Source organism: Halorubrum trueperi (genome assembly GCF_042662525.1).
GTDB lineage: Archaea > Halobacteriota > Halobacteria > Halobacteriales > Haloferacaceae > Halorubrum > Halorubrum trueperi.
On record NZ_JBHSXI010000021.1, the window covers coordinates 46,283 to 59,081 of the forward strand.

Annotated in this window: 8 protein-coding genes; all 8 read right to left on the reverse strand. The window is 60.0% G+C overall.

Annotated features, from left to right (window positions below; all coding sequences use genetic code 11):
• Nucleotides 1-228 precede the first annotated feature (228 nt).
• Genes ACFQEY_RS15100 through ACFQEY_RS15135 form a run of 8 tightly spaced genes read right to left on the reverse strand, consistent with a single transcriptional unit; the run spans nt 229 to nt 12,420 of the window.
• The gene (locus tag ACFQEY_RS15100; RefSeq protein ID WP_417448643.1) at nt 229-3,297 is read right to left on the reverse strand and encodes a TraM recognition domain-containing protein; all 3,069 of its coding nucleotides are present in this window, start codon (nt 3,295-3,297) and stop codon (nt 229-231) included.
• Nucleotides 3,290-4,417 carry a DUF8128 domain-containing protein gene (locus ACFQEY_RS15105; RefSeq protein ID WP_379770114.1) on the reverse strand — a complete coding sequence of 376 codons (1,128 nt, stop codon included), beginning with the start codon at nt 4,415-4,417 and terminating at the stop codon, nt 3,290-3,292. The genes ACFQEY_RS15100 and ACFQEY_RS15105 overlap by 8 nt, the downstream gene beginning before the upstream one ends.
• Nucleotides 4,410-7,754 carry a VirB4 family type IV secretion system protein gene (locus ACFQEY_RS15110; RefSeq protein WP_379770116.1) on the reverse strand — a complete coding sequence of 1,115 codons (3,345 nt, stop codon included), beginning with the start codon at nt 7,752-7,754 and terminating at the stop codon, nt 4,410-4,412. Before ACFQEY_RS15110 ends, ACFQEY_RS15105 begins: the two co-directional genes overlap by 8 nt.
• A gap of 6 nt (nt 7,755-7,760) precedes the next feature.
• On the reverse strand, nt 7,761-8,963 hold the full coding sequence (locus ACFQEY_RS15115) for a hypothetical protein (RefSeq protein ID WP_379770119.1): 1,203 nt from the start codon (nt 8,961-8,963) through the stop codon (nt 7,761-7,763).
• A gap of 2 nt (nt 8,964-8,965) precedes the next feature.
• Complete coding sequence (locus tag ACFQEY_RS15120; protein ID WP_379770122.1) at nt 8,966-9,865, reverse strand: hypothetical protein; 900 nt, start codon at nt 9,863-9,865, stop codon at nt 8,966-8,968.
• Nucleotides 9,862-11,622, reverse strand: a complete 1,761-nt coding sequence (locus tag ACFQEY_RS15125; protein WP_379770125.1) for a DUF8186 domain-containing protein — start codon at nt 11,620-11,622, stop codon at nt 9,862-9,864. The genes ACFQEY_RS15120 and ACFQEY_RS15125 overlap by 4 nt, the downstream gene beginning before the upstream one ends.
• Nucleotides 11,623-11,673: 51 nt before the next feature.
• Nucleotides 11,674-12,165 carry a pilin gene (locus ACFQEY_RS15130; protein WP_379770127.1) on the reverse strand — a complete coding sequence of 164 codons (492 nt, stop codon included), beginning with the start codon at nt 12,163-12,165 and terminating at the stop codon, nt 11,674-11,676.
• 6 nt (nt 12,166-12,171) lie between these two features.
• Nucleotides 12,172-12,420 carry a hypothetical protein gene (locus ACFQEY_RS15135; RefSeq protein ID WP_379770129.1) on the reverse strand — a complete coding sequence of 83 codons (249 nt, stop codon included), beginning with the start codon at nt 12,418-12,420 and terminating at the stop codon, nt 12,172-12,174.
• Nucleotides 12,421-12,799: the final 379 nt, after the last annotated feature.

A 12,799-nucleotide genomic window follows, 5' to 3' on the forward strand; every position in this document is an offset into this window, starting at 1 on the left:
GTTTTGACCCGGGTTTTGCCCTGAACACTGCTCCCGTAATGCGGTTTTCCCCTGAACATTCATCAATATCTTGACCTGAACAGTAATTTTGCCCTGAACAATCTATGGTATGAACTCGATATCCGGGGATAAAACGGACATATCGCGACAATTGAGATTTCGGTGATTGGGTATGATTGACCTGAACACCATCCACCTGGATTTCATCCATATATCTGATATCTCTCATTATTCAAGGAACTTCGAGCCGTCTGGCGTGAGGTCGACACCGCTGTAGACCGTCACCAGATCGTCGCCATCTCTGACCCGATCATTTTCATACTCGACGACGTTCGCGAGCTTTCGACCGAACCAACTCGCGTTTGTCCCATCAATATCGTGCTGATCAGTCCAGGCCGAGTACGCCTGAAACAGCGTTTCCTTTGGTACTTGTGCTCCCTCAGCTTCTCTGATGTACATCGCTGCGAACGCCTCGATGCCGTCACCACTCGGGTCGATCTCCCCCGACTCATCTGATGGTGCGGTAGACTCCGTCGATGGCGTCTCCTCACCGGCATCCATCGATATGGTGGCCTGCGCGTTCTCACTGGTGATAGCATCCGGCCACAAGTCCTCCTCGTCTGGGCTCTCGGAGAGTGTATACGATTTTCCCTGCTGGAATATCGTGGGAGCATCGTCCTCCGGCAGCAGCAACACGATGTAGCTGTCGCGCGAATAGTCCGGATCTGGGAGTTCGACATCGGGAATGAATGGTCGCTTGATCGGCGTCCACTCCGCCTCGAACTCGTCTTTCGAGCCATACGCCTGCGTCTCACCGGGTTTATGCACTGTGTACTGTCCGGTTTCGTGGTCGTAGCTGTAGTAGGCCGGGACGCCGTCTTTCGAGAGTGTTCCCTCGTCTGGAACGCGAGTGAATTCCGTCTCACCATCTGATAGCACACGTTCACCGTCGTCACGCGTCCAGACTGTCCGATTCGTCTCGGATGTGCGGGGTCGAACGGCAGTTACCCCGCCGTGGGCCATAGCACCACCGCCGAAGGTCACGACCTCGTCACAGTTGTAGAACTGCTCGGTACCGTCCGCCCGCTCTTGCAGCGGCACCGAGAGAATATTCTCGAGTCGCGTCGCCCACTCCGTCTCGGGGTCGCCAGGGCGGACGACAAAGAGCGGGACGCGGTCTGCGTCGTGCGCTCGTGTGAGGTTCTGCAAGACTTTCGCAGGCCGGTCAGGCGTCGTCGTCTCGGCCTCGATGTTGAACACGACATCATGATCTGGGTGCGTCGCGGTGGCGTCAGGTTGTTCGCTCCCGTCCTGTTCGAGAACATCGACACTGAATCCGCGCTCGGTGAGTGCCCGCTCGGTATCCATGAGCACCGCATCGTGGTCGGACCCGCCTGCCGACTCAACCCCGCCTGTCTCAGGCTGAACCTCCGCTTCGCCCTCCTCGGACAGTCGCGCCACGATATCGCTGTCCTGTAACTCGACGTCGATCAACGGCGACGCGTCACGCACCCCCGGCAAGTCGTCGTCCGCATACTCAACATCGGGATGGCTGTTCTCAAGACGCGTCGAGAGTTCTTCGTCGACATCGACGACGTCCACCCACCTATTCGCTTCCCGAACGCCCTCCCGTAGCTGCACCGCTCGAACCGCTTCGGCCATCGTCTCGCCCAGTATCTGTGTCGGGTTGGCTGCCTCGTTGGCGTCGCTGTAGATGAGGTTCTGCATGATCTCCGCGTCGGTCAACGGGTCAGTCCCGTAGCGATCTAAACTCGTCTCGATGATGTCGTCTACGGCATCCGCTGACCGGAGCGGGGGATACGGCGGGAACGTTCGGAGGAGGACCGGTTCGGAGTACCGACCGCCCTCTAACGGGAGCTTTGTCCATGCTTGGTACTGGTCGGTCGAAATCAGGTCCTCCGCCGTATAGTCACGGAACCGCTTCATCAGGAGCTGGGCGTCGTCGACGTCGTTCACGGAGAAGGCGATGAGGTTATCGCAGTTGTTCTGCATCGCCTTGCGCGTGTCCTCACCGAACTGTGAGGGATACTGGGACGACAAGGTCACGGAGAGGCGCATCGACCGGGCGCGAGCGAGCATCGATTCGATATCGAGGTTTTCGCTTGCGATGTCGTCGAACTCGTCACAGAGGACGAAGTACGGCTCTGGATCAGTATCGCGTTCGTAGGACCGTTGTTGGATGGCGCTCCAGAGGTTCCGCATCACGCCGAGCGTGACCATCTTTTTGATGTCCGTGTTCTCGACGGGCGTGCGGACGATGACGATCCGGTCGTTGTCGATGATGTCGCGGAAGTCGATGGTGCTCTCGCGGTGTGAGATGATGCGCCGGATGACCGAGTTTTCGACCCACGACTTGATGCGTTTGAGCAGCGGGCGGATTGTCTCGTCGTCCATCCGTGCAATTTCGAGACAGAACTCTCTGACGTACGGATCGTCGACATCGTAGGCAAACTCCTCGCGGCGCTCGGCGTGCAGTAGCGTGAAGTACATATCGATCACCGAGAACGGCTGGTCGGACTGCATCATCGCCCGGCCCATCGATTCGGTGATCGACTCCATGTTGATCCCCCAGTACTCGTCCGTATCGAAAATCGCCTTGAGGTTCTCAATGCGATTCTCGATCTCGTTTTCACGCTCCTCTTCAGTCTCGCAGTCGGGGACTTCGAGGAAGTTCAGCCCGACCGTCTTGTCGTGCTCGGATGAGCCGGGTTCGATCCAGACGACGTCGTCGAGCCGGTCCTCGGGGAGCATCCGCAGCAGTTCGCGAGAGTCACGGCCCTTCGGGTCGAAGTATACGAATCCGTACCCTGAATACGCCCACTGGATCATCATATTCAGCAGCTCCGTCGTCTTCCCGTAGCCGGTGGTGCCGGTGATCCAGATATGGCGGAAGAGCGACTCGAACTGGAGCGGGGCTTCGCGGAACCCACGTTGGGCGTCCTCGTCGTAGCCGATCCAGAGCGGCGATGGTGCGGTATCGACGCCCGATTCGAGCATCTCACGAACGTGAGCGCCAGCAACGGTGCCCTCGTTCAGCGTCTCAGTGATAACGGGCTTGCTCCCGACGTAGTCCGTGTCCTGTTCAGTGATATCGTACGATTCGCCAAGTAGTGACTGCGGACCTAGGCTATTCTCGAATGCGGTATCCCCGTTGGTTGCACCGTTCCCGTTTCCCCCCGTTTCCGTCGGGGAATCCGTGTCGGGTGATGCGTTAGATGCGTCTGCATCCGTCGCAGTGTCCTGGTCCTCGTCGCGACCGAAGAAGCGATCAAACACGATCCTCCCCTCCCAGTTCGGTGGGACGATCGCCAGAACGTTGCCTGGCTGCTGTGTCTTCGTACTGGTCGGTATCGGCAGGGACGCGGTCGCCACGCTGGGTGTAGCGCCAGTCGATGTTCGGCGTCTCGATATCGTTGTTCGGGATGTGGGCGACGCCGGCGAGTTCGTCGACGGTCATGATCATGCGTCGGTCGGTCCACTCGCGGTCAGCCATCTGAGAGACGTGCTGGCGGAGCTGTCTCGCACGCTTGCTGTCCTTGCGGTGCCACACTGGCGTATCGTCGAGGCCCTGCTCGGTGATGGCGTTGTAGTACTTCCTGAACATCCCGGCGACCCCACGGGCACGCGCCTCGGCTTCGTCTTTGTCCGTAGAGACTGCGAGGACGCGGATGTTGACGTGGAACGCCTGCTGGCCGCGCTGCTGTTCGATAGTCTTGGCGGCCTGCTTGTCCTTCTCGCTCGCTGGCCGCGTCCGGGGATTCAGCCATCCGACCGACGTTCCCTGCCGAAGCGCGTGGGCGAGGTCGTCGACGCTGTTGTGCTTGAAGCGGTCGCCGTCCGTCCAGGACTGCTTCGCCGGGCGAAACACGACTTGCGTGATGACTTTGCTATCATCGAGCGAGAGCATCTCGCTCGTGATTTCGCCGTACGGATCCGTCGCCCATTCCTCGCTGTTGTGATTGCGAATCGGGTAGTACGGGATTTTCTGCATCTCTAGGGACGCGCCAGCGACGTACTCGTCGGGGTCGATGACGGGGAAGGCAGTCCCACCGTCGACGGGGAACACTTCGCTGTTGGCGTAGTTGTTCCCGACGCGGCGACGGAACTTGTCGGCGGCCGCCTCGGTCGCGGCGTGCATGAAGAATTTGACCTTGCCCTCGTCGAACCAGACTTCGAATGAGTGGTGGTCGCTCGTGTTCTTCCCTCGGAAGTTCGTCGTCACGTCGTGGACTGACTGGAGCAGCCCGGCGCCGTCGACGACGCCCCGATTCTCCTTGAACGGGCGAATCCGGAGCAAGATACCCGGCGCATCCGCAGCGTCCTGGACGAGTGGTTCTTCGATCGGTAGCTGTGTGGCGTCGTACTGCGGGTTGCCACCCAAGAGTCCGTCAAGCATCGTCGCTCACCTCCTCGTCGGCTTCGCTGGCGTTCTCGCCACCGTCGGCACGGGCTGACCCCTCTACCGTACCGTTCCGCTGTGCGTTCGAAACGACTGCGTCGATGATGTCCGCTTCGGAGAGTTCGCCGTCGAGAAGTCGCGTGGCCTCGTCCTCGCTAAGGTCGTAGCGGTTAGTGAGGGCGTTCATCCCCGCTTCGTCCTCCACGAACGCCTCGAAATCGACCAGTTCCTCGGACTGCTCGCTGATGGCTTGCTGGATGAACTCCTGATCCGCTGGTTCGTAGTCGATGACCCGTTTCTCGAACGGGTCTGCAACGATGTGCAGTGGATACGTGCCGTGTTCTTCGACGCGGACGAGCGCCTGACTGTAGCCGAGGTCCTCCTTGCCGGCGTCGGCACCACGGACGTACTGGCGTTGCTCGCGCGTCAATCCGATCTTGTCGGCCGTCTCGTCGTCCAGGTCGGGAAGTTTGTGGAAGACCTTGATCGGACACATGCCGAGGATCTTCTCGGCCTGGTCGGTCTCGTAGAACTCCTGGGCGGTCTGGGAGAGCAGCACCATCCGAAGGCCGGCGTGGCGCTGGTGGCGGAACGCCGTTTCGAGGAAATCGAGATTCGCCTGATCCTCGAAGAGGTAGTGGGCTTCGTCGATGGCGAGTTCGACGTTCCGGTCGGTCTTTTTCGCCTGCTGGTAGACCGTCGACAGGAGTAGCTGCATCAGGAACGTCTGGCGGTCGATCCCCGACGCACTGCCTTCGATCTGACCGAGGTCGATGTAGACGACCTTGTTATCGCCCTCGAGGATGTCGACTTCCGAGCGCTCCGCGAGGTTGTCGTACGACCCGCCCTCGCGGAACGGCTGGAATGCGATCGCAAGTTCATCGGCGTACTGGGCGGCGCGTTCGCGGGCCGATTCGGACGCAGCGATATTGTGTTCGTCGGGGTTCTCCGCGATATCGGCGAGAATCCGATGGACATCGGTCATCGTCGGCGAGTTCTCGGGCGTGTGCGTCGAGATATCGTCCTCGACGACGCCTGCTTGGCGGTAGGTCTCGTCGATGACGTACGAGAGCACACCCGTCTCCGTCCCGAGGTCGATGTCGCGAGCGGTCAGGAAGTTCTCGAGGACCGCGTAGACCTCGTCTTTCTTCGCCGACAGCGGTGAGATACCGTCATCGGCATCGAGGACTTCCTGCGGTGTCTCCCGGATCTCCAGCGGATTCAGCTGTGTATCGCCACCCACCGTGATCGTCTTCGCATCCAGGGCGTCGGCGATACCCCTGAACCCACCGACCGGGTCGATCATCACGAGCATCGTGTCCTGCTGGCGTTTCATCATCCGCAAGTGGCGCATGATATCGCCGAACGTCTTCCCGGCGCCGGGCATCCCGACGACGAGTTCGCTATGGCCAGTTTCGAGGTTCCAGGGATTGATCTGGACGGGTGAGCCGTTGTGGCCGTGGTAGCCGTATTCGACGCCGTCGTCCATCATCATGTAGTTCGAACTGAAGGGGAACATCGCGCCGACCGCCTGATTCGTCAGCGTCGACATGCGGTCGCGACCGAGTTCGTTCGCACCGAGCGGTGAGACCGTCGCCAATCCCTTCTCCTGCCAGCGGTTCGCAACTTTGAGCGTACAGTTCGCCGGCGCGTCCTTTACGATTGAGCGCAGGCGGGTGGTCTGGGTGTCGAGTTCTTGCTTGCTCTCGGCAGAGAGGCGGATGAAGACGCCACCTCGGTAGAACGACGCCTTGTTCGCCCGGACGAGCGACCGCATGAACTTCCCACGGTCGATATCCTCTTGGAGGTCTTCGGCTTTGAGGCTGTTCGAGTCGTGCTGGTTGACCTTCAGATCCGAAATCCAGTCAGCCATCATGTCCTCAGCCGATTGGCTGTCGAAGGGATCGAGATGGATGCTGATGTCCGTCTGCAGGTCGGTCTCTAGGAGTAAGCGCTCGAATATGCCGTCGGCTGGCTCTTCGGGGAACTGCTCGATCCAGAACGTCCGAACGTACGTGTCGTCGTTGATGACGGCGTGGGTCGTTTCCCAATCGACCGTCGACGGCGCGATCACCGACTGGTGCTGCGTCGACGTATCGTCGAGGCGATCCTCGGCGGACACATCGGCTTTGCCGGGGGATTCTGCTCTGTCGGTATCCCCTTCGAGGTCGTCGACGGAGACGTCCCACTCGTCGCTCTCCTGATCTTGGCTGTTGGTCGTCGCAGTCTGCCTCCTGGACTGGCTGTCGTCCATCGCGTCGACGACGTCGTCCGGGTCGGGCGTTGCTGGCACGTCGTCACTGATGCCGTGTGCGACGACCGGGAACGTGCCGATTGCATCAGTGATCTCCCCGTACTCTTCGGTGTGTCCTGTCCAGTATTCCTTTGTCACTCGGGTGAGGTCGTAGGCGTCGACGGGACTCATCGAACAGCGATAGAGCGACGACCCACCGCGGCGGAGCTGGCCGAGCCGGGACTCCAGCTTGTCTTCCTTGAGGCGGTCGCGTTCGGCCTCGGAGAGACCGTCAGACTGGAACCGGCCAAATACACGTCCCAGCACAGGAATGTTGGCGAGGTAGGTGAGGACGCTATCGCCGGTTTCGTTGAGCTGTTCGACATCCTCGTCGCGAACTGCGGTGATGATGTAGTACTCGCGGATGGTCGTGGTCTCGGAGTCGATATCGCCGTTCTGGTCCGTGTTCGTGGTGATGTACTCGTCGAGCAGCCGTTTGAGGACTGGCCGAGAGCGGACGTCGGCGTCGCCGAGACGACGCTGGTGGTCGCGGACGACGTCGTCCTGGTCGACTTCGCGGCTGGTGATGTAGAACTTCACGGGGAAGTCGACGGTCGCGTTGACGAACTCGGAGAGCGAGTCCACGGCTTTCGCCCATGCGTCGTCGTCCTCGAGGGCCATGTTCGCCGGTTCGACCTTCATCGCGCCGACGAGCGCGCCGTCAGAGCGCTCGATAGCGTGCGGAAAGACCTGGCCAACACGGGTCAGGTAGCGGACTTCGCTGTTGTCTTCGCCGTGGGTGTATTCCTTGTTCTTGACTGCCCAGCCGAGACGGGCCGCGAGCCACTCGGTGAGCCACAGGTAGGAGGGTTTGACCTTGTGGAGGATTCCAAGGAGGAGTCCGAGCATGAGGCCGAACCCGAGAATAGGGATCGTCAAGGTAGCTGGAACGAGTGCTGCGCCGACGAGCGTGATGAACGCCACGCCGACGAACAGCATGAGCTCGCTGATCGTGTACCCCTGGAAGAACGCAGTTGTCCCGCCGAGTGACTGATGGATTCGTCGGGCGCTGTACTCGTGATCGTCAGTATTCGTACTCATCGTTGATTACCACCGTGAGACTTTCTCTTTCGTATTCCTGAACGCCTGCTTCGACCGGGCTTTGGCTGCCTGCGTGGCGTGACTCGCGTCGACTTTGGCCTTGTCGCGCATCCGGCCGGTTTTCGACTGCCGCAGGTTGTTGTAGCGGCCTGCATGCCCCTTCGCCGACTGCGCGGAGGACCCAAGTGTGTATGCGTTCGAGTCGCCACTCCCGAGCTGGGATTGTCCGCTTTTCGTCACCGGGCCAGCTTTGTTCTGAGCGTATCCTCGATGCACGTTCCGGGCACCACGGGCGGCTTTCCCGGTGCCTCGCTTGGCGGCGTTCTTCGCTTTCGGTGCGCCCTTCGCGGTTGCACCTGCGCCTGAGCTGGCTATCCGCTGTAGTGTGGGGGCACTCCAGTAGACGGTTAGAATACTCGCGATGCAGGCTGCCGGGATGAGCGATAAACCAAGTACCAACGCGAACAGCGCACTCAACCCGCTAGCCGGGTCGGTCTGCCATCCAAGTCGGAACAGAACCGCCGCTGGAATCCCTGCGATGATGAGCCCTGGATAGATACTCGCTCCGCGCCGGGCGATGTTCGACATCGAATTGAGGGGCCAGACGTCGACAGCCCACAAAACGCCGAGTAACGGCATCAGCGGCGTCAATACGATCACACCTAGCCATCGGAGGCCATAGACGAACGCGGCTGCGAGTAGGAGGATGTTCTCTACGAACACCATGACTAGTGCCGCGATTAGCCCTCCGAGTCCCGCTTTCGCCAATCCGCCAAACCCGGCGGACATCTCCTCGATGGGTGCGAGCGTCATCCCGATCGCGTTCACGAACTGGAGGGGAATCGAGATGAGCGGGAACCAGACGAACGATCCCATGAACACGATGCCGATACGACGGAGGAGTCGCTTCCGCCGATACTCGCTAATTGACCCCGCTCGAAGTCCGACGAATGCGAGGGCGATGACTAACAGCATAACCGTCAGTGGCAGGATATACGGGAGATAGAAATCTTGGTAGATGGACTGCCACGGATCGTTCGATGGCGTTCCAACGACGATGTACCGAGAATCGGATTCCGGAGCCGGAACACCGACAATCGGCTCTAAGAGAGCTTGGAAGATGTCTTCTGCTAACCCAAGCAGCCCCTCCTTTATCCGGGTGAGGACATCGTTGATGGCGTTCTCAACCTGTTTTTCCAGCCACCCCATATTCAGGAACCACTCCCGTTGCTTGCAGTTTGTGGAGAGCCGGTAGTCTCGCTATCGACGATAGTGAGTTCGCAAGCGCCCTCCTCGCCTCCGTACTCAATCATCTGTGAGAACGATGAGTCGGCACCCGGTTCGACGATAGCCTCCAGATGTAGCGTTTTCGTGTCGATCTTCCCGCATTCGACGGACGACGCACCGACGAGACCACCGCTGGTCTCGTAAACCGGCGGAATCGCATAGATTGTCGTCGTTTCACTTGGTGGAAGCACCTTTGGATGGTCGAACGTTTGTTCGTCTTCATCAGTGCGAAGGACGAACGGTGCATTCCGCCACCGGGTGCGAGTGAGCATAGCAGGTCCACTGCCTGTGTTTTCCAAGCGGAATGCGGCGTGTGTCTCCCAGTTGTTCGCTGACTTGTCCCACTCCATATCCGGGTAGTTTTCCGCCCACCGGAAGTTGGTCAGTGTCACTTCGGGCTCGAGAGTGAGCGTCACTTCGCCGACTGACTTGTCGTTCTTGACGGCTGCGAGGCGATGCTCTCCAGGTGTATAGCCGTCGACGCTCTGCCCGACGAGATCGAACTGCGCTTCCCGGCCGTCCGGTGCTACCTTTGCCTTCTCCGCAAGATCCCCATCTGGTCCAAAGCGATGCACCCACCCGGCGGACGTATCACGAGCAAGTGTGACGACGAGTTGGCCGGCGTCAACGCTAACGCCGGCGAACGCGTCTGACTGTGCTGCAGGCGGCTCAGTTGTCGTATCAGTACTGTTCGTGGGGGTGTCGCCAGTTTCAGAGTTGTCTGTACAGCCGGCGAGTGCGACGAGCGTTCCGCTGAGCCCAGTGAGAACTGTTCGACGGCCAATACGCCTGTCGTGGCTGGATGGGTCTGTGGTGTCGTTCATGTTCGATTTGAGAGACCGAGTAGTGCGCCATCGGACATGTAGTCGAATCCGAAGATCAGGACTGCGAGCGGAATGAACCAGAGGATCGTTACGACGACGAGTTGGATCAGTGTCTGGAGGTCGGGGTAGTTCGCCGGCGTCTTTGCAATGTCCGTGGACGCTGCGTAGGGACGGTCAGTCCGCCACCACGCGGGCGGCTGGTACTGACCGTGTACGAGTGTCCCAGGGTTCGAAATCGTGAGCGTGGCCATCCCACTGCTGTTGAGCGCCGTGGTCTGGTTGCGGATCGTCACGCGACCGCTTGTCACAGATGCGTCGGTCGAATTTCCGGTGACTGTCGCACGGACGACCGCGTGGGTCGAGTTGGCGTCGGTGACCGTGAGAGTGAGATCCGTCTCGCGGACGGTCTGCTGCTCGGAGAGGGTGACTGTCCGCGATTGCCCGCGAACGATCCCATGCACGGTGACATCACGGAAGGCGGTCTTGTCGAGGGTTGTGGACGTCACTGCAATCGAGTCGGCGTTCACGTACGGGTCAGCAGACTCGAGGTCGATGTTCGGCGGCAGTGACGGACCTGCCTGTTCGCTACCCCACGTTTCTGCAATAGTGAGTGGACGCTCACCATCGTCGGTCAGGTCGGTCGGAACGTATGGTGTTTGCTGACTCGGGAACGCGTGAATCTGGACCGGCCGCACCGACGACGTGGAATGGACTGTGTCAGTTGCGGTGCTCGTGACCATCGTCTGCCAGCCGGCTCGACCGGCTGTGTAGAACCACCAAGTGCTCCGCGCGCGAACGTCGCCGTCGACGGTAATCGTCGACCACTCGGTGTTCGGATGGACGGCAGCGCCGACCCGATCTTCGGTGGCGTCGAATCGGACACGTTTGCCAGCAATATCCGACAGGCGGTTGACGACGACACGTTGTGACGTCGAGACCGTTTGCGACGCTTCGGGCGTTTCGACGGTGCGCGTCCAGTCGCCGTCACAACTCGATATCGAGGAGTTCCAATCCGGACAGTCCAGCGTGACGTGACGAAGCGTCACCGTGATGGTGGCTTCGGCGGTCAACTGTGGATCGCCTGAGAGATTGGTGTACTGGAGTGTGGCCTGATGACCACTCCCCGAATCAAGCGTTCGTCCTGCTGCGGAGAGATTTACAGACTTGATACGCGTTCGGTCGACCGACCAGCGTTCACGATGTGACCCATTGCGATCATCCTGGGGGACGGCAACGCGGTAGTCACTGATCGTTCGGACATGGCCGTCCGGAGCAACGTACCGAGTCGTTCCGTTCGCGTGGTGGAGGATCGTCGACGGCTGCGTGGCGAAGATGCTGACGTACGCGTCTTTGATGTAGACACCGTCCACAAGTGAGGCACCAGCCGGATGGACTGACTTGCTTCGGCCACCGGGCGTGTAATCGCCGAAATCCCCGCTGTTCCAGTCGTCGGCCGCCTGCGGTGGGCGAGCAAACGGGATATCCGTCGACCGAGCCAGTCGATGAGCGAACTCGGCGCGGGATGAAACGTTGGCGTCGTCGAAATCATCGACTGACAGATTGTTGTTGTCGATGTCTTCCGACCAGAGTCGCTGGAAGGTGCTATTGTTCACGCCGTAGGCGGGACCATCGTCGGGCACAGCGTCACCTGCCTCTGGTGTGGTGGTGGCGTTGAATCCTCCTGCAGCGACGATGCCAGCGGTGGCACTCACGAGGAGAAGGGCACACACGGTGGCCATCGAGCGGCGGGCGGACATAGTGTATGGAGGGGGATCGCGGGGACAGTTCGCTATCTATTCGAAATACTATCAAAATGGCTTGACACAATCTGAGAAGCCGAACCCCATCTGGCTGCCGACCTTGTCGATAAGCGTCGGCGAGATGAGCGCCAGGACGACGATGCCGAAGCCGATGCCGGACATGACGAGCTTCTCCTTCGCATCGTTCTTTTTCTCTGGATTGCCGCCGGCGCGCATGTACGAGAGGCCAGCCTTCCCCGTATAGAAGCCGGTTGCAGGCAGGCCAAGGCCAGCGACCGCGCCGAAGACCAGGTCGATGCCGGTCGCGACGCCCGTGTCACAGTAGACGTCGCCGACCTGACTTTGGGCAGCAGCTGGGCCGACGGCGACGACGAGGAACGCGAGCCCCATACCGAGGGAGAGCACTCGCGGTGGGATACGACTGAGCGTCGGTTTGAGATGACGGCTGATCAGGGACTGGGACGCCTGGTCGTCAGTGGCGGGTGATTCAGGTGTCGGTGCGTCGCTCGTGGAATCGGAGGGCGTATTGTCCTGTGACATAGCGGGTTACTCCTCTGCGTCGTCGACGAGTGCTTTGAGATCAGCGTAGCGGTTGGTCTCGTCGACGATCTCGTCTTTCGTGTAGCCCTGTTCGCGAGCCCGTTCGAAGAGGTCACGAAGCTCGTTCGGGTCGACGTCGCGAAGCTCCATCTCTTCTCGGAGGGCGCGGCGATAGAGGGCAGAGCCGTTGATATGGCCGTTCCACGTCAGGTACAGGTCATCGATGTCTTCGATGGTGACTGCCCGTGTGATCATATGTGCGGGGTGGTGATGTACCGGCTGCGCCCCGGTACATATGGGCGCGATAGCTGGAAGACAGGTAAGTGTCTTCTGGCGACCAGTTAATATCATAACTTATTGCTAATTCAAAATATATTAACCAACGTTTGGGGGATACAATCGCGCTGACGTTGGTTAAGATCGTCAACTAGTCTCAGACTCGGAGCAGACAGAGTGGTACCCGTAGATACATTCGAGGTATTACCAGGTCAGGCCTTCGTAGACAATTCCGTCACGGCGATCGATAGCACGCCGACCGTCAATCACAACGGGCGTTGTCATCGCATCGAATTCTGCGTCAAGCTCAGTGATTTCCTCCCAATCAGTCACAATGAGTGCGGCAGCAGCACCGTCG

Coding starts and splice junctions, on each gene's coding strand:
- ACFQEY_RS15105 (WP_379770114.1), bottom strand. CDS start 4,417: ATGCTTGACGGACTCTTGGGTGGCAACCCGCAGTACGACGCCACACAG.
- ACFQEY_RS15110 (WP_379770116.1), bottom strand. CDS start 7,754: ATGAGTACGAATACTGACGATCACGAGTACAGCGCCCGACGAATCCAT.
- ACFQEY_RS15115 (WP_379770119.1), bottom strand. CDS start 8,963: ATGGGGTGGCTGGAAAAACAGGTTGAGAACGCCATCAACGATGTCCTC.
- ACFQEY_RS15120 (WP_379770122.1), bottom strand. CDS start 9,865: ATGAACGACACCACAGACCCATCCAGCCACGACAGGCGTATTGGCCGT.
- ACFQEY_RS15125 (WP_379770125.1), bottom strand. CDS start 11,622: ATGTCCGCCCGCCGCTCGATGGCCACCGTGTGTGCCCTTCTCCTCGTG.
- ACFQEY_RS15130 (WP_379770127.1), bottom strand. CDS start 12,165: ATGTCACAGGACAATACGCCCTCCGATTCCACGAGCGACGCACCGACA.
- ACFQEY_RS15135 (WP_379770129.1), bottom strand. CDS start 12,420: ATGATCACACGGGCAGTCACCATCGAAGACATCGATGACCTGTACCTG.